Source organism: Methanomassiliicoccales archaeon (assembly GCA_036504055.1).
Taxonomy (GTDB): Archaea; Thermoplasmatota; Thermoplasmata; order Methanomassiliicoccales; family UBA472; genus DASXVU01.
Window position 1 is genome coordinate 1 of sequence record DASXVU010000042.1, and the last position, 19,902, is coordinate 19,902.

Here is a 19,902-nt window from a genome sequence, read left to right on the forward strand (position 1 = left end):
AAGCACCTGTTCTCGGACGTGATGTCGTCGGTCGGGGTGGTGCTGGGCCTGTTCGTCGCCAGCGTGACCAACGTGCTCATCCTCGATCCCCTCATCGCGATGGTCGTGGCCATCCTTCTGATAAAGATGGGCATCAGCGTCTTCCGGACGACCACCCACGATCTCATGGACTCGGCCTGTGAGGAGGAGGAGCAGGTGATCGAAAGGATACTGAATGATACCGGCGGTTTCCTGGAATATCATGACCTCAAGACCAGACGGTCAGGGGACACTGTCTACCTGGACATCCATATCTGCATGAGCGGTCAGGTCACGCTCTCGCAGGCCCATGCTTTCTCGGTGCGGCTCGAGAAGGATATCGAGGCTGCCATCCCGGGAATAGTGTCCAACATCCATATCGAGGACGAGCAATGGTGCAAGAAGGCCCAGGTCGAACGGCCGAAGAGCGACCGATCGGACCGCTGATCAATGCAGCCCGATCATCGCCCCGTATTTCGAATAGACCTCGGTGACCAGCTCACCGGCCTTGGGATTGTTCCAGTCATGCATCCACTCCGAGACCAGGCACTCGAGGGTGGTCGGCACCACCCCGACCTGGACCATGCGTTCGACCCCGTATCTGTGGGCGTCGGCCGTCGAATCCCCGGCGGCGTCGATCAGCCCATATACCTCGTATCCAGCCTTCAGGGCATGGATGGCGGTATACGCAAAGCACATGCTGGTCCAAAGGCCTGAGAGCACGATCTTCTTCCTTCCCGTGGCCTTGAAGGCATTCCAGGTGGCCTCATCCTCAAAGGCGTCGAAGCTGGGCATCTTTCGGGCGAACACCTCTTGGCCAGGGAAGAGACCCGAGATCTCCGTGATGAAATTGCCATTCATCTTGGGATTGATCGATGACAGGACCACCGGGATGTTCAGGATCCTGGCGGCCGTGGCGGCCCCTATGGCGGCATTCTTGATGACCACCTTGTCACCGGAGCTGATGCTCCTGAACATCGAGGGCTGATAGTCCACCAGGACCAAGGCGCTGTTCTTATCGGACAACAATTCCAATTTTCCGTTTCCATTGATATCCATGTACGTGTCCCCATCGTTCGTGGGAGCAGCCATAAGATAAACCTTTTCAGAAATGCAATTCTACTTGATTCCCTGAATGATGTTCTTGATCTGCAAAACTGTGCGATCTATCTCATCCATGCTCATGGGCTTGATGATGTAATGGAGAAGGTGGTCTCCCCCAGCGATCGACCTGTCGGCCGGGGAGAGCGAGCCGGTCATGATGACGACCGGGGTTTTGCTAAATCGTCCCATCCTCCGCAGAGCGGCGACCACCTCAAGGCCGCTGGCCTTCGGCAGGTTCAGGTCGATTATGAACAGGCCGAAGTCCTGGTCCGTCCTGAGGTGATCGAGAGCCTTGTCCCCCTCGTTGAACCAGACCAGCTCGTGCTCTATACCGGTTTCCTTGAGGATCTCACCGGTCAACCTGGCGTCGGCGCCATTATCCTCCACGAGCAGTATTCGCAACAAGGGATGTTCCTCCAACTACTGATCGGTCATGACACATAACGCGATGTTCATGATTGAATCTTTCCCCTTTAGGGTTGAAAACTATAGAACGTATCACGCAAGGACAATCTCAAGGCTCTGTAATTACCGTTCCATGTCGTCGCTTAGATGAATAGTGGATGAAAGGATTTGGAAAAGGTTTCGAAGGGTTTCTTCACTTCCCCTGCATCTCCATCGCGGAAACGGCAAGCTTGGCCTCTTCCTTGTCCGCCTTCTTCTGGGCCTCGTGCTGAGAATAGATCCATAGAGGGAAGAACACCGCCAGTACTCCGAACCCTACGAAGTTCGCCATCAGACCGTACTCGAGGTTATTGATGTAGATCGCGCCGATTATCAGGAACGGGACCTGCAGCACGGCCAACACCGCTGCGATGTATATCCATCCCCTGGGAGCCTTGTACGGACGCTCCAGGTTCTTGAGCTCGATGTCCCTTTTCGCTTTCACATACGCCGCCAGGCCGATCGCGAACGCGAACACGTAGGCGATCGCTGAAGCCGCCAGGATGGACACTGGACTTCCCATGAAGACCAGTCCGAGGTTGAACAGGGCGACCACTATGACCGCCCTCATCGGTTCGCCCTTGGAGTTGGTCTTGGCGAAGAAGCGGGGCAGGTTGCCCTGGATGGACATCGAGTGCATCGCCCTGGCGGCCGCCGAATAGCCGATCTGGATCAGGACGATCATGGTCGCTATCAGCAATAGGATCATGAGGGTGGCGCCAAGGCTGCCGAACGCGGCATCCGCCACCATCTGCAACGGGACCGCGTATGGATCGTTGGCCCAGGCCACGCCAAGCGTTCCGACGACGGATATCTGGATCAGGACATACATGACCAAGCAGAAGATCCCGCTGACGAACAAAGCCTTGGGAAGGTCCTTGCTCGGCTTCTTGTACTCCGGCCCATAGACGGCCACGACCTCCCAGCAGCAGGCGCTCCATTGGGCGATGACTATCAGGCCCAGTATGAGCATGATGTGATCCCCATCCCATGTCCAGGTGTCCGGGACCAATGACGACGTTATGTTCTCCAGGTGGAAGTTGCCGGTGAGGAACGGGGCGATGACGATGATCATCATCGGCACGATGGTGAAGATCGCAACGGCCAGTCCGAGCCTGGCGCTGGCTTTCAGGCCCCTTGATGCAATGAAAGCCAGGCCTCCGAGGATGACCAGGCTGAGGATGATATTCAGCGTAAGAGGATCCATGGCGGCTATCGAGGGGAAGAGGCCTCCCAGGTAGATGCCTATGACCATGATGAATATCGCCAGGCCAGGAGCCCAGACGAACCAATAGGCCCATGCGCAGAACCCTCCGATCATTTTGCCACGATCATACTTTCGTTTCTTTCCGTCCTTCGACTTGAATATCTCCTGAGCAAATCCGGGAATGCCGGAGGCGTTGGGGAAGGTCGTTGCCAGTTCTCCGAATGCCATGTTCTGTAGGAAACCTTGCAGAACTGACATTCCCCAAAGTAGGATGGATGCCCCCCACAGCAGGCCCGTGGTCAATCCTATGCTCGGTATGATCGCAAGAGGGATGCCTATGGCGATAAGGAATCCCTGTTTCCAGTCGATGCAGCGGTGCAGTCCGCAGTTGTCTTTGTCATCAGCCATTCTAAATTCCCCCTACCGTGGTAAATTGAGGCATCGGGATGCTTGTGTGAGGCCTTCCACGTGGTTATCCGTGAGGGCCTTAGGCTTCCCGTGCCGTCCCCTAAGTAGTTGGATGTATAATCCAACTCAAAATGTTCAACGCTGCATGATATATGATGATTATCTTGGATTCATTGGATGTAGGTTTTGTTTCATATTTCTTAAAAAGATGAAACGAATCGGAACGTGCCCGATTAGCGAAGCGGTCACTCCCAAGCGAAATGGATCACGCTCCCAACATATCCAGGTAACATTATTATTATGATGGTTAGATGATGTTCACTTTGTTGCAGGGAAGGGAATGCAGGAACGGCGCATCCTTCAGATGTTCGCCTTGAGTATGCGAAGTAGGGGTTCCCTCTCCTCAGGGATCCCTTCCCCTAACCGGGCAGCCGCCACCGGTGCCATCCAGACCAGAAGCTCTTCATCTCCTTTGCCGCACATCTTCAGGTATTCCTTTATGTAATTGTCGAGGAATCGCCCCATGGTGTTCTCCAATAGGCCTTCGCTGTCAAAGGCCATTCCGATGGGAAGGGTCCCGATATCGAACAGGACCGAGGTCATGGCAACGTCCGCCAGGTAGTTGCCCTTTCCAGCGTTGGCCCAATCGATGGTCAACGGACCGTCCAGGGACACAACGATATTCTCCGGATGGTAGTCCAAATGGCAGAGATGCTCCCCCTCCGGCAGCTTCCTCATCTTCTCCTGGAGGCGGTCCTTCCATCCCTGTTGTATCTCCCCGCACGTCCGGATCTTGTTCCAGAGGATATCCTTGATCGAGGGGAGTTCCGGCACCTTGTGCATGTGTATCTCGTGCTGTTCCTGAACGAAAAGGGCGATCAGTTTGTTCAGCGCGGTAGGATGCTGAAGTGTCCACTCCAGATAGTTCGGTCCAAGGACCCGGTCGACAAGGATGCCGTATCGCCCCCCCTCTTCGAAGAGATCACGGGCCGTGGGGCACTCCACGCCGTACTCCTTGACCAGCATGCTCTTTTTCAGCTCCTCCTCGGCTGTCTGTCTCGTGGCACCCACCGGATACATCTTCAGGACCTGGTTGTCCTTATATTCGTAGACCGTGGAATGCCTGCCCTGCGCAATTATCTTCATTTCCATGTGCTTCCAACCCGGGACCCACTGAACGATGTTCGGATGAGCTGAGGCACAATAACGATTCTGCCATCTAGACTTTTTGCCTTTGCGTTCGAAGAAATGCAGACAGAATTGTTGTCCAACGATGGTCAAATGAGATCAGAAAAAATCAAGAGGACATCCCTTTTATTGCCCGTTTGGAGAAAAACAACAACAGAGATGCCCGCATCGAATAGTCTTATGCGGTACATAAAGGAAACGGAACACAGAGTTGCCTAACGACGGTTATTCTCCGATTGACCATGTAGCCAGATGCCATGAGTTGCCCTAGCAAGCGGTAGGATTGGTGTCAGGCTGAAAGGGATTCGGAGTTCAGCTTGTTCAGCCGCTATACTTCTCGAACATGCTCTTTGCGGCACCGCAGACCGGGCATACCCAGTCATCGGGAATCTTCTCAAAGGGCGTTCCCGGGGGGATGCCGCCATCTGGGTCTCCCTTCTCCGGATCATAAATGAACCCACACACTGTGCATTGGTACTTGTCCATGCTGAACTCCTCGGGATGGTAGGTGGCTCATAAGGTTAAATCGTTTCGTTCCCGATCGCCCTCGATTCCATTCTCTCGACCACCGAACGGTAGTGCTCATGGATCACGGTCTCATCGAACTCATGGAACCGCTGGATCATCGCATCCTTCTCCTCCTTTGTAAAGTAGTCCATCACCGGGATGAAGAACTCCTGGTCCTCCTTGCGGATATGAGGGGGATAGAAATCGACCAATCCGACCGCAATTGCCATCATCTGATCGAATGCGGCAGCGTCGCCCTTCCCATATCGTTCCCGAACCGAGACCAGCTCCGCCACCATCTTTCGGGCCTTTACATGGTCCTCTATCAAACCGTCCATCATCAGCTTGAGGGCAGGAGACAATGGCCGGTCGGCAAGGTCGTGGAACAGTATCTGTTCCTCCTTCCCATGATGGGCTTGGTCCGCATAGGTGCGAATGAAGTCGACCCAAGAATCGATGAAACCTACATCGAACCTCCCCTGGGTCTTTGCCCGGTCGATCTCCACAGCCATCTGTTTGATCGCTCTCTCGATGAGGCGATGCTCGATCATCAACGGTCCGATGGGCATCATTGGTAAACCACAACATCCACTGTGTTTGACTAGTTAATCACCTTTTTCATGGGTGACCGTGGACCTACGGTTTTCCTACGTTGATCTTGTCGAATTGGCCGCCAAAGCAAAGGCGAAAATGTCATGGCCAAGGAGCATGACTGCTATCAAGGAATCGACGTCGGTCAATATTCGTCCACGGTCACCGCTGGGTTGTTCTCTTTGCGGGAAGAGGTGTTCCTACCACCTCCTAACCTCTTCTTTATGACCTTGTTATTTTTCTTGATAATCATTAAATATCAAATTGACCGATTATCGTTCCAAGTTCTATCTCCGTTCGTAAAGCGGTCAAGGATGGCTGACATCATCTTTGACCGCAATATGAACAAATATTCATTTTTTGAAACGATAATTACCTGGATCAGGATGGCTCGATTTCAGTTCGGATAATTGATAGCGGGCCCTCGGGTTTTGAAATACTCAGATGCCTTTGATTCTCGTAGCAATGCTCTCCATGGACGATAACATAAAGGCACTCTTCGTCACCGATGAAGGTTATTGGGGACTGTTGCAGTCTTCAAAGGATATCGGTATCGAATACGAACTGGATCTGGCCAAGACGGACTCAGAAGCCCTCAACAAGCTTTGGAAACAAGAATATGACGCGGTGATATCCGATGCCAGCATCAAGGATCTCGATAGCATAATGCTTCTGAAGGAAATGAGAGCCAAGGGAATGACGACCCCTTTCATACTCCTTACCGGCAAAGAGGATGAGGAGATCGCCGTGGAGGCGCTTGAGAATGGCGCCAACTTCTATATGACCAGAACGGAAAATCCGCATCTTCACTTTGCGGAATTGGCCAGCATGATCTATCAATCGGTCCTCAGGGCCAGGATAGAAGTGCAGCTCAGGGAGAGCAGGGCCGATCTTTTAGCGATATTCGAGAACTCACCCACTATGATCACCCTCGTCAACGAAGGACTGGACGTTATCATGGTGAACAGTGCGATGGCCCAGTTCATCGGGGACGATACCACGGTCATCGTTGGTAAGAGGATGGGAGAGGCTGTCCACTGCATCCATTCCTTTGAGGAGCCCGAAGGTTGCGGTCACGCGATCTTCTGCAAGGACTGCTCAGTACGGAAGGCCCTGGAATCGACCTTTAGGACCGAGATCGGTATCAAGAATGCCGAGGTGGAACAGGATGAGATAAGGGGCGAGACGAAGATAAGATTCAATCTGCGTGTCACCACCGCTCCCCTTGTCATACTGGGCAAGCATATGGTCGCGGTATACATCGAGGACGTGACCGACCAGAAAAGGATGCAGACAGCGATCTTGATGGCGAACAAGAAATTGAACCTTCTCGGGACGGTCACCCGGCACGATGCCGTAAACCAGCTCTCGGTGCTGATGGGAAACCTGGAGATAGCCTCCATGAAGGATCCTCGGTCGCCCCTGACCCGGTATCTTAGGAAAGCGATCGAATCTGGGGAGAATATCGCCACCATCATTAATTTTTCCAAGGACTATCAGCTCATGGGGACGCATGCTCCGTCCATGGTGAACGTCAAAGATTCATGCACCCGAGGGAACTCCACCATCGATGCCAAGGAAGTGAATGTCCACATCGAGACCGGAGATCTCCAGATATTCGCCGACAGAATGCTGGAAAAGGTGTTCCTCAACCTTATGGACAATTCGATACGCCACGGAGAGAAGGTGAGGAACATTTGGGTACGTTCGAGACCTTCGGAGAATGGTATTTCTGTCACCTTCGAGGACGACGGGGTCGGCGTGCCTTCGTCGGAGAAGGAAAGGATATTCGATCTGGGCTATGGGAAGCATACCGGCCTCGGCCTCTATCTGGTACGGGAGATCCTCAGCATAACGGGTATCTCGATCACGGAATCGGGTGAGGAGGGCAAGGGCGTGCAATTCGTCATGCTTGTGCCGAATGGGTCCTTCATCGGCTCCTGACGATGGACTTGATGCTCCACATCCTTGACCTGTTTCCCCTTTCCGGGTGGTCGCCCCGAACGGAGAGAATTAAATACGCTCCAGGTCATTGATATTTCCTGCATGGAATCAACGGTCAAGTTCTCGCACGCTGGGCTCGACGGAAAGGTAGACCTGATGGGGGAGGGAAAGGTAACCGTCGGAAAGGATGGAGTGTCCGTTCAGGGGACTTCCTCCGCAGCATTTTCGTTGTCCGTGAGGGACATTAGATGGCTGAAGGCTGGCGATTACCGGATCGAGATCGGCACTGCATCCGGTTCGCTGATGCTGTTCAACATGGGATACCGCTACGAAGACGTGCTTCGGGAGGTCCATGGAGCAAGGAACGAGACCCTGATATCAGATTCACTGGTCTATGAGAGCCCGAAATGGCAGCCGGTCAAGGCAGAGGTCGTTCTTCGGGACGGCGGTGCGGTGCCGTCATATGAGGGCAGGGCGGAGGTCCGACTCTATGAGACCGCTTTGATCATCGTTCCGGAGATGTCCACGATGGTAAGGTTCCGTTATTCCGACATCGGGTCGGTATCCTCGAACGATTGGATCTTGGATATCGCGGAGGAGAACGGCAGGAAGGTCTCTATCCGCATGCTTGGAAAGGAGCACGATCCGCTACAGAAGGCGATCTCGGAGCAAGTGGCGGAGATGAAGCTTCGAGCCCGGAGCATCATAAAGACGATGCATCCTGGCATATCGGAACAGGAACTTTCCCAGCTTTCGCTGATGATGAGAGAGGGCAAGTCCGCCGGCCTGGCCGAGCTGACGTTCGTGGCCCCGGATTTCCTGGAACTACTGGAGAGGCGGTTGGAAACCGAGTTACCGGATTCCTACCGGATATTGATGGGCAAAGGGAGGAGGGAGATGGTCCGGTTCGGTTTCAAGCACGGACTGATGGAAGGGGTCACCGGCGACTACATCTGGTTCCTGATCCCCATCTTCTCCGACGATCCTGCTGCTCCAGGGAACGCCATCGCCTTCGAGGCGAGCGGCAGCGACAGCGCCAAAGCGACCTATTTCTTCCGGATCGCCGGCCGGTCCGAGTACGGGGGGCTTTTGGCTCAGGACCGAAGGAAGATGGCGGAGTCGGTCATGGGACTGACAGCGGATGCCCTCACCGAGATCAACTTCCGCCGCGAACCGATCTACCTGGATGAGTCCACATTGACGGACGGGATGCATGACAATTATCGGTACGCACTGCTTGCCCTTCCCGGACTCGAGGACCTGCGTGACAGGTTCATCGGACGGGTCAGCCACGTCTCTGCGGAAAAGTACTCCCAGGACATCGATGACCTTCTGAGGTTCAATGTAAGCTCAAGATCTGATCTTGAAAGATGGAAAGATCCCGGTACTGACGGTTCAGGATGATCGGAGACCAGCATAAGTATAATATTTCCAGAACGGGTAGTGTCTCCAGCTAGGAAGAAAGGGAAGAGACCGATCGAACATGCCTGGATATTCGATACCATGCAAATATTGCAGCGAGATAATCCCTCCGGAATCGACAATGTGCCCCAAATGCGGGAGGGTGAATCCGCTGGACAAAGAGCGGTGTGCCAAGTGCAGGTCACCCATAGAACATGGATGGGCAGCCTGCCCGCACTGTGGCCAATCGTTGCGGGCTACGTGCCCTAGATGCCGCAAACCAACATTCCTGGGCGATTACTGCGATTCCTGTGGCCAGAGGCTCACGGTCGCCTGCCCTAAGTGCGGGGCGGAACAATCCTTTATCAATAAGAATTGCATAAAATGCAAGAAACCACTCTCGGGGGGAAAGACATGACCAACGGAAAGATGATCGCGTTCGTAAGCAACTACGATGACAACAGCACAGAGGCCGGGTTCGAATTCACCTTCCATTGCGATATCTGCAATGAGGGATACAAGTCCCGGTTCGTGGAATCCCAGACCCACAAGAAGAAAGGGCTCCTCCGCGGCTTGGGCCAGGCCGCCGGAGCGGTCGGTTCGATCACCGGACATTACCGCGTCGGATCTGCCATGCAGTCCGGTAGCAACGCGCTCGGGGAAAGGTTCCAGGGAATGTCCCCCGAGTGGCACAAGGAGCATCAGGCGGCTCTCGAGCTGACCATGAACGAAGCTCAGGGGCAGTTCAAGCGATGTCCCAAGTGTCACAAATGGGTCTGCGACAACGACTGGAACGAGGAGGCCCAGCTGTGCGTTGGGGATGCTCCGCGCGAATCCGTGGAAGTGGCCGCCGCCCGGGCCGCCAAGATGAAATCGGACATCGAGATGAAGGCCCAGAACACACAGGTGTTCACCGGAGAGATCGATCAGCGGCAGACCATGTGTCCGAAGTGCGGGAAACCGGCCGGCTCCGGCAAGTTCTGCAACAATTGCGGGCAGCCGTTGGGAATGGCAGTATGCCAGAAATGCGGCGCCAAGAACGCCATGGGGACCAGGTTCTGCGGGGAGTGCGGGAACAAGCTGATGTAAGCCCGAAAGCCTCCGATCTTCCTTTTTACCCTTTCTTTTGATCTAATTATTCCTGATGACATATAATACATCATTTCTATCGATCGGGTCACCTGATCAAAGTTCATTGCAAAAGGGCGAACCATGAGCCGTTTTCATTCACCTCGGTGGGCCGATAGGTGATGCAGCGTTCACCACTGAAAGAAAATATCAACAGATCATGAACGGCCGTCCTTGAGCTCGGATGGAATCGGAAAGGAATAAATGGCCACATCGACGCAGATCATTTCGAGGGAAAGGACAGAGCAGGAACAACGCCCCAAGCTCTTGACGCTGGGTGGATGAACAGATGTCGTACCAGCGCTCGATCTTGTTCATTCCTGATTAAATAGATTGGAAAGGGACCGACCAGCCAGGCGACTGGAACGAACCAAGGCTGACCGATCGGTTCAGGCCATGACCGCCGATCCAGATGGATCGACGGAAGGCCTTGGGTGTCTCTAACCAGACGGGTTGGCGTACATCTGCAATGCGACGGCCGCCTGCGGGTTGCTGCCATAGTTCCGATCACCGTTGTAGACAGCCCTGAAGATGTACCTGCCGGTTTCCGTCGGAGTGAACCATCCCGATATGGCCGCCCCGTTCACCAAGGTCACGTTCTTGGTAATGTTGGTCCATCCGCCGACACCGTTCAGCTGCCACTGGAAGGTGACATTTCCAGTCAACCTAGGATATGATCCGCCCAGACCGGTGACGGTGGTGTTCACGGTGTAGGCCTGGCCAAGGTGGCCAGTGGTCGCTCCGCCGATGTCGATCGTGGTCGTTACCCTGGAGACCAGGACGTTCAGGGGCTCAGACCAGGGGCAGCTGTGCGAAGCGTTGTAGTTCTCGTCGCCATTGTATATGGCCTGGAACTTGAAGTCGCCGGCAACATGCATCGGAGTGTACCACTTGGAGGTTGCCACCCTGTTCACCAGCGGTACGTTCGCATCATACACCACCCATGGTCCAGTACCGTTCTTCACCTGGAAGGTGACGGTACCGGTCGGCATCACCGATGAACCGTTGATCCCGTACACGGTCACATTGTCCCTGACAGACTGGCCCAAATTGATGCTGGTGACCCCCAGCTTGGTCTCGGTGTACGTGTTGACCTTGACCACGGTCAAACCGGCACTTACGGCGCTCTGGCCGGCGGTATAGTTATAGTCCCCATGGTAAAGCACCCTGAAGGTGTATGTACCGACCTTCAAAGGAACGTAGGGGTTCGCATATGCAGTGCCGTTCGGACCCCTTGGGACCAGGTTCTTGGTCTCGTAGGTGGTCCATTCCCCAGTGCCCAGCCTGTACTGGAACTCGACGGTTCCGGTCGGTACCGGGAAGGTGGCCGAGGATGTGCTTTGACGGAGTATGGTCACGGTGTTGGAGACGTTGTGACCGAACAGCATGGCCGTCTTCGGCACCACGAGGACCGGTGTCTTCGACGCAAGCTGGTTGATGGTCAGCGGGGTTGCGCTGTCATCGCTCTGCGCCGCCGCATAATGCGTGTCACCCAGGTACATTGCCCGGAAGTGGTACACGCCTCCGCTTGGCGGTTGGAAAGCTCTGGAGGTCGCTACTCCGTTGGGTCCGCTCATGGAGATTACCTTGGTATCGTAGGTGGTCCAATCTCCAATGTTCGATTTGTACTGGAACCTGACCGAGCCGGTGGGCGTCGGGAAGCTTCCCCCCATGCTTGGAACGGTCGCGGTGCAGGTGATCGAGTCACCTAGGTTTATCGTCGTGGAAGAGAGGACATCGGTGATTGAGCCTGTTCCTTGTCCCGGACTCACGGTCAGGACTGCTGCATCGTCGGCCGTCTGTGAAGCCAGATAGCTGGCATCCCCGGTGTATAACGCCCGGAAGCTATAGGTTCCGACGTACCCTGGAATGTAGGGGGCCGATGTCGCGCTGCCGTTATAACCTATGACGGACAGCGTCTTGGTATCGTATGTCTCCCACAACCCGGAACCGGTCCTCACCTGGAACGTTATCGTGCCGGATGGTATGGGCGAGGACAAGCTCAGCCCAGGGACCGTCACGGTGTCGGTGACCGAGTTGCTCAGAACGATCGTCGAATGGGATAAAGAGTTGGTCATCGGACCGGAGCCTTGGCCGGGATTGACGGTCAGTTGGTCCGAACCGTCTGCGCTCTGTGAGGCGAGGTAGTTGCTGTCACCGCCATACTGGGCCCGGAAGCTGTAGGAGCCGAGGTTCAGCGGCAGGTAGGCGATCGAGGTCGCCACCCCGTTGGAACCACTGGCGGACAGTGTCTGGGTGTGGAAGGTGGTCCATGTCCCCGAACCGACCCTCACCTGGAAGATGACCGTGCCGGACGGAGCAGGAAAGTTGACCCCTAGGCTGGGAACGGTGACTGAGTCGGTCACCGATTCGCCGAGTTCGGCCGTTGTCTTGGACAATGTGGTGGTGGGTGCGGGTCCTTGTGCCTGGTTGACCGTCAGCGGTTCAGCGCTATCAGCGGTTTGTCCGGACATGTAGTAGGCATCACCCAGGTAGACCGCCCGGAAATAATGCGCTCCCGCCATCGGTGGCGCGTAGACCGAGGTCGCCACGGCGTTGGAACCGCTGGTGGACAGCATCTTGGTGTCATAGGTGGTCCATTGTCCGGTGCCTGCCTTTTCCTCGAACCTGATCAGGCCAGTGGCCATCTGGGAACCTGCGCCCACACCGTGGACGGTCACTGAAGCGGTGACCGAGTCTCCAAGGGTTATGACCATCTTGTCGAGGGTCGATGCGATCTGCACCGGGTTGCTGCCAGGGTTGACGGTCAAGATCGCATCGTCATCGCCGCTCTGCGAATGGGAATAATTACCGTCTCCCGAGTAGACAGCGCGGAAGCTGTACGAATCGACGTACAGTGGAGCATAGGCCGCCGAGGTCGCCACTCCGTTGCTTCCGCTGATGGACAGGGTCGCGGTGTCATAGGTGGTCCAAATGCCTGGACTGCCCTTCACTTGGAACTCCGCCGTGCCGGTCGGCAGAGGGAAGTTGGTCCCTATGCCTGGGACTGTCACCGAAGCGGTGACCGAGCCGCCCAGGGACATGGAGGTCTGCGAGAGGACCATGGTGACCGGACCGCCATGGCCTGGGATGACCGTCAGTATCGCGGCTCCGTCCCCGGTCTGCGAGGCCAGGTTGTTGCTGTCGCCGCTGTAGATCACCCGGAAGCTGAATGAACCGATCACCATCGGCAGATAGGCGGTGGAGTTCGCCACTCCATTGGTGCCGTTTGCGGTCAGGGTCTTGGTGTCGAAGGTCGTCCATTCCTCCATGCCCGCCTTCACCTGGAAAGTGACCGTGCCGGTCGGGGCCGGGAAGTTGGTGCCCGGGCCGGGGACGGTCACTGAGTCGATGACGGAGTTGCCCAGAGTGATCGTAGACTCCGAGAGGACGTTGTTGATAGCACCAGACCCCATGTTGACGGTCAGGGACGAGGCGCTGTCGCCGCTTTGGGCGGCCATGTAGCTGCCGTCGCCCGAATAGAGCGCTCTGAAATAATACGAGGCCATGGATGATGGAACGAACGGATTCGAGGTGGCGACTCCGTCGGTGCCGCTCGCGGTAAGACTCTGGTTGTCGAAGGTCGTCCATGCTCCCGTGCCGACCTTATATTGAAAAGCAACCGAGCCAGAAGGCACTGGGAAGACCTGCCCCAGACCGGGGACGGTCACTGAGTTCGTGACCGATTCGCCAAGGTTGATGGTGGCTTTTGATAGTGTATCGGAGACAGTGGTCACGTACAGTCCCGTCAGGATGGTCAGTGACAATTCTGCGCTTTGTGAGCCAGCATAGTTGTTGTCCCCGCCGTAGACCGCACGGAGACTGTATGAATCCACAGAATATGGGGTGTAGGCAGAGGAATTCGCATTTCCATCCGTTCCGTTGGCAATAAGCATCTCGGTATCATAGGATGTCCATTGTCCGGACCCGATGCGCACCTGGAACGTTACCGTTCCGGCCGGAACGGCCGAACCGTTGCCCAGTCCGGGGACCGTCGCCGACTGGGTCACCGATTCGCCCAGGTTGATGGTGGTCTTGGAAAGAACGGACCTGATCGCGTTCGTTCCCGGATTCTGTTTCAGAGTGTCCGTTGTCTTGCCTGGTAAAAGCATGAACGCTCCGGCCACAACTAGCCCTGCGACAATCACGACAGCTATCACGACAAGCAGTTTGTGACCTGTATCTAATGGACTGATGCCCACACATACCACCTAGAATTGTGTCATATGAAGATGGAATATATAGAAACCTAACGTGATACAAAACATGATCATTACGATATTTCGGCATCGGGAAAGTACATTAAACGGTCGAGCATTTCGGGTTCATTCGGGGGTTTTGGATTGATAAAAGTGGTGCTGCTCAGGCATGGGGAAAGCGTCTGGAACAAAGAGAACAAGTTCACCGGTTGGACCGACGTCGATCTCTCGGAGAAAGGCATCCTCGAAGCGCACCGGGCCGCGAAACTCCTGACCGAGAACGGATACGTCTTCAACATGGCATACACTTCGGTCCTGACCCGGGCCATACGGACCCTGTGGATCGTGCTCGATGATATGAAGCTGATGTGGATACCGCAGCAGAAATCCTGGCGCCTGAACGAGAGGCATTACGGGGCACTCCAAGGGCTGAACAAGGCGGAGATGGCCGAGAAGTTCGGGGAAAAGCAGGTGCTGGTGTGGCGCCGCAGCTATGATGTCTGCCCTCCAGCCCTGGAGCCTGGAGATGTTCGCAGTTCTTTCAACGATCCCCGATATGCGGACATTGACGGTGAGATCCCGCTCACCGAGTGCCTCAAGGACACCGTTGCCCGATTCGTTCCTTACTGGGAAGGAACCATATCCCCACAGCTTCGCAACGGCAAGAAGATTATCATTGCTGCCCACGGCAATAGCATTCGTGCCTTGGTGAAATACCTGGACCAGGTCCCTGACGAGGAGATCGTCAATCTGAACATACCGACCGGAGTACCTCTGGTGTATGAGCTGGATGATGACCTGAGACCGCTGAGGCATTACTACCTTGGTGACCGGGAAGAGGTGGAAAAGGCAATGGCCAGCGTAGCCTCCCAGGGAAAGGCGAAGAAGTAGGCCATGCCATCCCCTGGATAGACACGGGCGTTCTCACCCGTTCTATGACCGCCATTCACCGACGTCGGTATCCGGCACAGGCCCTCACAAAGTTGTCGGCGAAACCGGGACACGAACCGAAGTGCAGATGGGTGTAGGATGCCAGCGAATTGTCCCGGACGAAGCCGTCCAGGCTCTTCGATATCCCTTTCTGCTTGTCCAGATCGTATGCGAACTCGTTCTCCGAGGTCTCGGAAACGTGCGAATAATGGAACACATGTCCCCTGGCGCTGCCGCCCTTGGGAGAAAGGACGCAATCCTTGATCACCTTCGCCTCCACATATCCCAGGGCCTGGAGCTTGCCGGTCATCTCCACCTTTGCGTCGAACATGCCGGTCATGCGGTGCTCCTTCCCGTCCATGGTCCGGAGCGTCTTGCAGGCATACATCATCCCCCCGCACTCGGCATAGACGGCCATTCCGTCGTCCGATAGCCGTTTCACCTTCTCACGCACGCCTGCGCTTGACGCCAGCCCTTGGGCGAACACCTCCGGGTAGCCGCCGCCGAAGTAGAGTCCGTCCACGTCCGGGACCTCCCCTGACATAGGGGAGAAGAACTCGATCCTTGCACCGTGCGAGCGCAGTATATCCAGGTTGTCCTCGTAATAGAAATTGAAGGCCGAATCCTTGGCCACCCCGATGGTGGCGACCTCTTTTTTGTTGGGGAAAAGATCCCCGGTCGGCGCTTCCACCGGCCCAGCGGTCCTGGCGATCTCCATCAACCGATCGATATCGATGCGCGCCTCCACCATCTTCCGAATCTCATCGTAGCGGGCGGGATCGAAATCCTCCTCGGCCGGCACCAGTCCCAGATGCCTGCTGCCCAGGGCCGCCTTCTCCACGGTGAAAATGCCGCCGAGGGATTCCACCCCCCTGAGGGACGATTCCAGCATATGCAGGTGCCGTTCCCCGGCCACATTGTTGAAGATGACCGCGGCCACGTTCACTTTTCGATCGTATTCCTGGAAACCGAGGGCGACCGCCCCGAGGCTGCGTGCCGAGGCATGGGCATCCAACACCAGGATGACCGGCGAATCGAGAGTCTTTGCCAGGTGGGCGGTGCTTCCCTCATCGGAGGTCCCATCGAACCCGTCGTACATTCCCATGACCCCCTCGATGACCGCGATGTCCGCTTTCTGGCTGCTGCGGACGAACAGCTCTTTCACCGCGCCGGGGAACATCCAGGTGTCCAGGTTCCGGGATTTCCGGTCCATCAGGATGGAGTGGTGCATCGGATCTAGGAAGTCCGGGCCCACCTTGAACGGCTGGGCGGCCAAGCCCCTGGCTTTGAGCGCCAGAAGTATCCCCACCGTGATCGTCGATTTGCCTACGCCGCTCCGTTCACCGGCCATCACTATCCGGGGGACATTGCTTATCAAGACCATTCCCCCACAACGACCACGAACAGGTTGGTCTTTGTCTCTGGAGGATTAAGTGCCGTCCCTATCTGCACCCTCTCGTCAGGATAACCCAGTCTTTCGCAAACCGCGATGCGGCACTCCGAATTGGCGGATGCGAGCTTCGAGGCCAGTTCGCTGACCGAGAAGGTAGGGTCGGCGAGAAGGAAGACATTCCTTCCCCGGAGCACTTCCTCCGCTGCGTTCCTCAATGCCATCGGATGATACTTGCCGTGGGCGCTCATGATCACCGTGTTCTCCAGCGGAGCACCCAGCCTGGCATAGGCGACCTGCATCGAGGATATGCCGGGAATGACCCTTTCCGCCCTGCGCCCCAAGCCGGCCAGCATGGGATCGCCGGTGGATAGCAGGACGGCATTTTCCGGCACCTCGTCCAGAGCGGCGTAGTCGTCCACCTGGATGACCTTGGCCCCTTTTCTCAGATGTGACTTGGCCAGTTCCAATGATCGTTTCGAACCACAGACTGTCCGCGCCTTGGCCAGTTGCCGAATGGCCTCTTCCGTCATCATGCCCGGCCCACAGCCCACTCCTATCACGATCATAATAGTTCACCCAACGCTTTCCCTGATCGGTCGAGCAAAAGTATCCTGACCTTAGGGTTCACCGCCCGATAGAGCTGGAACACTCGATCCAGGACCTCCTTCCATCTGTCGGACGCGGCGAGATCGTCGAACGATGACCGATCGTACTCCTCCAGCACATGCGGGACGACCGCCCTGATTATGTTGCCGGGAAGTCCGCACACCACCACCTCGTTCTGCGCACCCTTCACCGCTTCCAGCATCATACGACCAACCATTATCACCTCGTGGTCCGGGAAGAACAGACGGGACATGCGGAGACCCATCTTCCCGGTTGTGAGGACGACCTTATCGGCGGTCAGCTTGTCGAACCGCCCTTCCTCGATGTGATCGTCCCAGGGATCCACCAGGCCGGTGGTGCCAAGGACTGATATGCCCCCATCGATGCCGAAACGAGGATTGACCGTCCGGATGGCGATCTTCTCCCCATCCACCACGTGAAGCTCGACACGCACCCCCCTTATACCGATCTCCTCCTTTGCCTGGGAGATCGCCAGCACTATCGACCCCAATGCGCTGGCGCTGATCGCTGGGGAGCCAGCGACCTTCGATCCTTCTGGCAGGGCGTACTCCCCGATCCCTTCGCAAGGGAGCAGGTGCACCCCCTCGCCCTCGGAGAATGCCTCGGCGACGAACTCAGCCCTTGCCGTAGGGTCATCCAAGTAGTCTCCGGCGAACTTAAGGCAGGATGCAGCGCCCTCGTTCCCTACGACTGGGACATCGATGCGTATCCCGCTAGGCAGTGTTATCGTGACCGTTTCCACCGGTCCGTCCAGCGACAGGACCGCCCCCTTACAGGCGGCCGCCGCGGTAGTTCCAGTGCTGAAACCCCTCCGGAGCACCTCTCCCTTCGAGTTGAGGACGGCCAGGCCCTGTTCGACCAATTTCGACCACGCCTTGTCCCTTATCAGTTCCGACCATTTTGCCGGATATTCAAAACCTGTGACCGGATCCTTCATGCACATCGACCTTCCGGGTTGGCCCCTGGACATGGACGGTATGGTTACATAGGTTTTCTAACTTGCCCATGGGCCTTGGCCTTAACGCCATTTCATCGGACAACAGTTATTTAAGGACGCAATTCCAACTGAAATCCGGTGCGAGCATGGAAGAGCTAAAGGTCAAACTGGAGTTCAGCAAATTCCCGTCACAGTTCACTTGCGACGGGGCGAACACGTCGCCTAAGGTGGAGATCACCGGAGGCAAGGGGATGTGTCTGGCCATGATTCTTGACGATCCCGATGCACCGATGGGGACGTTCACCCACTGGGTCATCTGGAATGTGGTCCCGGTCGGCACCATTCCGGAGAACATGCCCAAGGAAAAGATCATCTCACATCCGATCGCGGCAGTCCAAGGCAAGAACTCGGGGAACCGTGTAGGCTATACCGGCCCCTGCCCGCCGGGTGAAAAACCGCACCGGTACTTCTTTAAGGTCTATGTTCTGGACAAGATGCTAAACCTGCCCCCCGGTTCCATCAAGGCAGAGCTGGAAGGGGCAATGGAAGGCCATGTGGTGCAAAAAGGCGAGACCATGGCCACCTATGTCCGCTGAGCCGTCTCGGAGGTGGGGCGGAGCCCTGCGGCCAGCATGTCCATCGCCCGGACCATGTCGGTGCGGGACAGGATGCCTATGAGCTTACCGTCGACCAACACCACGACCCGCCCGATGGACAACTCGTTGAACACCTTCAGTGCGTCCACCGCCTCCATATAAGGAGGCACATGGATCACCTGCTTGCTCATTATGTCCTGAACTCTGGTCGTGTCACGTTTCGCGTCTGGGACCAGGGTCACATCCTGGAAGGTCACCATCCCGACGACCTTGTCCCCCTCGATCACCGGGTAGCCCATGTGTTTCTCCCTCATCATTCTGGCCAGCAATTCATGCGCGGTCTCCTCCGGGGTCACGGTCGACACCTCCCGGGTCATGATCTCTCCGACCTTGATGCCGGTGAGCAAAGAGGTCACTTTGGTCTGCTGGTACTCCCCCTCCGCCCCGGTATAGAGGAACAGAGCGATGAGGATAAGGATGAAGTTCAACGTGAGCAGCCCGAATATGCCCATGCCCACAGCGAACACCTTCCCGATGTCGACGGCATATTTGGTGGCCTTCAGGAAACTGACCCTCCGGGCGAGCAGCGCCCGCAACACTCTTCCTCCGTCCATGGGGAAGGCTGGGAGCAGGTTGAACGCGCCTAGCAGAAGGTTGTAGAAACCGATCAAACTGAACATGAGGACGGCTGCCTGCAGTTCGACCCCTCCGCTCAGGTCCTTGGTGAGGAAGTACATCAAAGAGACGACCGCACCGATGACCAGGCTCGACCCCGGTCCCACGAAGGCCATCCAGGCCTCGCCTTTGGCCTCTCCGGGCTGCTCCTCGATCTCAGAAACGCCACCAAATATCAACAGCGTTATGCCTGAGATCTTGTAATGGTTCCGTAAGGCAACATAGGAATGGCACAGTTCATGGATAAGTATCGAGGCGAAGAATATGACCGCGGCCACGGTGCCGAGCAACGCCTTGCCCACATCGTCCACTGCCAGATTGTCGAATCCGATCTTGAATCCAAAGAACTCGGAGAACGAGAAACCGAAGACCAGGGCGAAGAACGGCAGTATGATCAGGAAGGTATAGTGAAGGTAGATCGGAATGCCGAGGATACGCCCGATACGGAGAGACCATCTCATGGCGTGCTATTCAGAGCAGGCAGTTGATATTTCTTGTCATCTCTCAGCTCTTGGATCCCCATGGTTTTCATCGATGGACAAACACAATCCTTTCTGGGAAAATTCGACCGATGGAGATATTATTCTTTGGTAAAGAAGCGTTAG

Annotated in this window: 17 protein-coding genes; 6 read left to right on the plus strand and 11 right to left on the minus strand. The window is 56.1% G+C overall.

Translation table 11 applies throughout. The features are described from left to right. Window positions 1-465 (plus strand): cation diffusion facilitator family transporter (locus VGK23_09980; GenBank protein ID HEY3420869.1); only part of this gene is annotated, 465 nt, incomplete at its 5' end. Here the strand turns inward: VGK23_09980 and VGK23_09985 are convergent. The 6 genes from VGK23_09985 to VGK23_10010 all read right to left on the minus strand — a co-directional run bounded on the left by VGK23_09985 (window position 466) and on the right by VGK23_10010 (window position 5,448). Beyond that, window positions 466-1,110, minus strand: coding sequence for an isochorismatase family protein (locus VGK23_09985; protein HEY3420870.1), 645 nt, complete (start codon window positions 1,108-1,110; stop codon window positions 466-468). It abuts the gene before it with no gap. Window positions 1,111-1,137: 27 nt separating this feature from the next. Then, window positions 1,138-1,527 carry a response regulator gene (locus VGK23_09990; protein HEY3420871.1) on the minus strand — a complete coding sequence of 130 codons (390 nt, stop codon included), beginning with the start codon at window positions 1,525-1,527 and terminating at the stop codon, window positions 1,138-1,140. Window positions 1,528-1,720: 193 nt separating this feature from the next. Continuing rightward, window positions 1,721-3,181 (minus strand): APC family permease, encoded by a 1,461-nt coding sequence (locus VGK23_09995; protein ID HEY3420872.1) that lies wholly within the window; start codon window positions 3,179-3,181, stop codon window positions 1,721-1,723. Between the two features lie 360 nt (window positions 3,182-3,541). Next, on the minus strand, window positions 3,542-4,327 hold the full coding sequence (locus tag VGK23_10000; protein ID HEY3420873.1) for an aminoglycoside phosphotransferase family protein: 786 nt from the start codon (window positions 4,325-4,327) through the stop codon (window positions 3,542-3,544). A 363-nt stretch (window positions 4,328-4,690) separates the two neighbouring features. Then, window positions 4,691-4,855 carry a rubredoxin gene (locus tag VGK23_10005; GenBank protein HEY3420874.1) on the minus strand — a complete coding sequence of 55 codons (165 nt, stop codon included), beginning with the start codon at window positions 4,853-4,855 and terminating at the stop codon, window positions 4,691-4,693. Between the two features lie 35 nt (window positions 4,856-4,890). Next, window positions 4,891-5,448 (minus strand): hemerythrin domain-containing protein, encoded by a 558-nt coding sequence (locus tag VGK23_10010; protein ID HEY3420875.1) that lies wholly within the window; start codon window positions 5,446-5,448, stop codon window positions 4,891-4,893. A gap of 493 nt (window positions 5,449-5,941) precedes the next feature. Between VGK23_10010 and VGK23_10015 the strand changes: the two genes are divergently transcribed. The 3 genes from VGK23_10015 to VGK23_10025 all read left to right on the plus strand — a co-directional run bounded on the left by VGK23_10015 (window position 5,942) and on the right by VGK23_10025 (window position 9,901). Then, window positions 5,942-7,411, plus strand: coding sequence for an ATP-binding protein (locus tag VGK23_10015; GenBank protein ID HEY3420876.1), 1,470 nt, complete (start codon window positions 5,942-5,944; stop codon window positions 7,409-7,411). A gap of 102 nt (window positions 7,412-7,513) precedes the next feature. Then, window positions 7,514-8,815 carry a hypothetical protein gene (locus VGK23_10020; protein ID HEY3420877.1) on the plus strand — a complete coding sequence of 434 codons (1,302 nt, stop codon included), beginning with the start codon at window positions 7,514-7,516 and terminating at the stop codon, window positions 8,813-8,815. Between the two features lie 411 nt (window positions 8,816-9,226). Continuing rightward, entirely contained in the window at window positions 9,227-9,901 is a 675-nt protein-coding gene (locus VGK23_10025) for a zinc ribbon domain-containing protein (GenBank protein HEY3420878.1), read from the plus strand. A gap of 479 nt (window positions 9,902-10,380) precedes the next feature. Here the strand turns inward: VGK23_10025 and VGK23_10030 are convergent, their stop codons facing one another. Continuing rightward, window positions 10,381-14,100: an Ig-like domain-containing protein gene (locus tag VGK23_10030; protein ID HEY3420879.1), complete on the minus strand. Its 3,720-nt coding sequence runs from the start codon at window positions 14,098-14,100 to the stop codon at window positions 10,381-10,383. Window positions 14,101-14,292: 192 nt separating this feature from the next. Here VGK23_10030 and gpmA point away from each other — a divergent pair, with 192 nt between their 5' ends. Next, window positions 14,293-15,030 carry a 2,3-diphosphoglycerate-dependent phosphoglycerate mutase gene (gpmA, locus tag VGK23_10035; GenBank protein ID HEY3420880.1) on the plus strand — a complete coding sequence of 246 codons (738 nt, stop codon included), beginning with the start codon at window positions 14,293-14,295 and terminating at the stop codon, window positions 15,028-15,030. Window positions 15,031-15,085: 55 nt separating this feature from the next. On the opposite strand, the gene VGK23_10040 is transcribed toward gpmA, so the two are convergent. The 3 genes from VGK23_10040 to VGK23_10050 are packed head-to-tail and all read right to left on the minus strand — an operon-like array spanning window position 15,086 to window position 18,026. Next, complete coding sequence (locus VGK23_10040; protein ID HEY3420881.1) at window positions 15,086-16,447, minus strand: cobyrinate a,c-diamide synthase; 1,362 nt, start codon at window positions 16,445-16,447, stop codon at window positions 15,086-15,088. Next, complete coding sequence (locus tag VGK23_10045) at window positions 16,444-17,028, minus strand: cobalt-precorrin-7 (C(5))-methyltransferase (protein ID HEY3420882.1); 585 nt, start codon at window positions 17,026-17,028, stop codon at window positions 16,444-16,446. Before VGK23_10045 ends, VGK23_10040 begins: the two co-directional genes overlap by 4 nt. Beyond that, the gene (locus VGK23_10050) at window positions 17,025-18,026 is read right to left on the minus strand and encodes a cobalt-precorrin-5B (C(1))-methyltransferase (GenBank protein HEY3420883.1); all 1,002 of its coding nucleotides are present in this window, start codon (window positions 18,024-18,026) and stop codon (window positions 17,025-17,027) included. The genes VGK23_10045 and VGK23_10050 overlap by 4 nt, the downstream gene beginning before the upstream one ends. Before the next feature lie 146 nt (window positions 18,027-18,172). On the opposite strand from VGK23_10050, the gene VGK23_10055 reads away from it, so the two are divergent. Beyond that, a complete protein-coding gene (locus VGK23_10055; protein ID HEY3420884.1) occupies window positions 18,173-18,622 on the plus strand; it encodes a YbhB/YbcL family Raf kinase inhibitor-like protein in 450 nt (149 codons plus the stop codon). Here VGK23_10055 and VGK23_10060 read toward each other — a convergent pair. After that, on the minus strand, window positions 18,610-19,758 hold the full coding sequence (locus VGK23_10060) for a CBS domain-containing protein (protein HEY3420885.1): 1,149 nt from the start codon (window positions 19,756-19,758) through the stop codon (window positions 18,610-18,612). The genes VGK23_10055 and VGK23_10060 overlap by 13 nt on opposite strands. Window positions 19,759-19,902 lie beyond the last annotated feature (144 nt).

Bases quoted from the DNA above. Each gene is read 5' to 3' on its own strand.
- VGK23_09985 (HEY3420870.1), bottom strand. From the start codon at position 1,110: ATGGCTGCTCCCACGAACGATGGGGACACGTACATGGATATCAATGGA.
- VGK23_09995 (HEY3420872.1), bottom strand. From the start codon at position 3,181: ATGGCTGATGACAAAGACAACTGCGGACTGCACCGCTGCATCGACTGG.
- VGK23_10000 (HEY3420873.1), bottom strand. From the start codon at position 4,327: ATGAAGATAATTGCGCAGGGCAGGCATTCCACGGTCTACGAATATAAG.
- VGK23_10005 (HEY3420874.1), bottom strand. From the start codon at position 4,855: ATGGACAAGTACCAATGCACAGTGTGTGGGTTCATTTATGATCCGGAG.
- VGK23_10010 (HEY3420875.1), bottom strand. From the start codon at position 5,448: ATGATGCCCATCGGACCGTTGATGATCGAGCATCGCCTCATCGAGAGA.
- VGK23_10015 (HEY3420876.1), top strand. From the start codon at position 5,942: ATGGACGATAACATAAAGGCACTCTTCGTCACCGATGAAGGTTATTGG.
- VGK23_10020 (HEY3420877.1), top strand. From the start codon at position 7,514: ATGGAATCAACGGTCAAGTTCTCGCACGCTGGGCTCGACGGAAAGGTA.
- VGK23_10025 (HEY3420878.1), top strand. From the start codon at position 9,227: ATGACCAACGGAAAGATGATCGCGTTCGTAAGCAACTACGATGACAAC.
- VGK23_10045 (HEY3420882.1), bottom strand. From the start codon at position 17,028: ATGATCGTGATAGGAGTGGGCTGTGGGCCGGGCATGATGACGGAAGAG.
- VGK23_10050 (HEY3420883.1), bottom strand. From the start codon at position 18,026: ATGAAGGATCCGGTCACAGGTTTTGAATATCCGGCAAAATGGTCGGAA.
- VGK23_10055 (HEY3420884.1), top strand. From the start codon at position 18,173: ATGGAAGAGCTAAAGGTCAAACTGGAGTTCAGCAAATTCCCGTCACAG.
- VGK23_10060 (HEY3420885.1), bottom strand. From the start codon at position 19,758: ATGAGATGGTCTCTCCGTATCGGGCGTATCCTCGGCATTCCGATCTAC.